Below are 265 nucleotides of genomic sequence, written 5' to 3' on the forward strand. Positions count from 1 at the left end.
CAAGAGCCGCACCGTGCGAGGCAACAAAGTGACGCCCTGCCAGATCACATAGGCAGCAATGACCACAGTGATGATCAGATCGGCAATATAAAGTTCGTATCGCAGAATGAGTACGCCAGCCACGATCACACCGACCGAAGCCAGCGCATCGGACACATTGTGCAGAAAGGCGGCTTTCATGTTGAGGGAGTTCTTCGAGCTGGCGTAAACCATCACCGCCGTAACCACGTCGATCACCAGCGCTATCCCGGCGACCCAGATTACG

Annotated in this window: 1 protein-coding gene; it reads right to left on the reverse strand. The window is 55.5% G+C overall.

The annotated features are described in order from the left end of the window. A partial coding sequence (locus tag A3736_RS09865) for a cation transporter (RefSeq protein WP_197465576.1) occupies nucleotides 1-265 on the reverse strand: 265 nt, incomplete at both ends.

It is taken from the genome of Erythrobacter sp. HI0063 (assembly GCF_001635685.1).
GTDB lineage: Bacteria > Pseudomonadota > Alphaproteobacteria > Sphingomonadales > Sphingomonadaceae > Qipengyuania.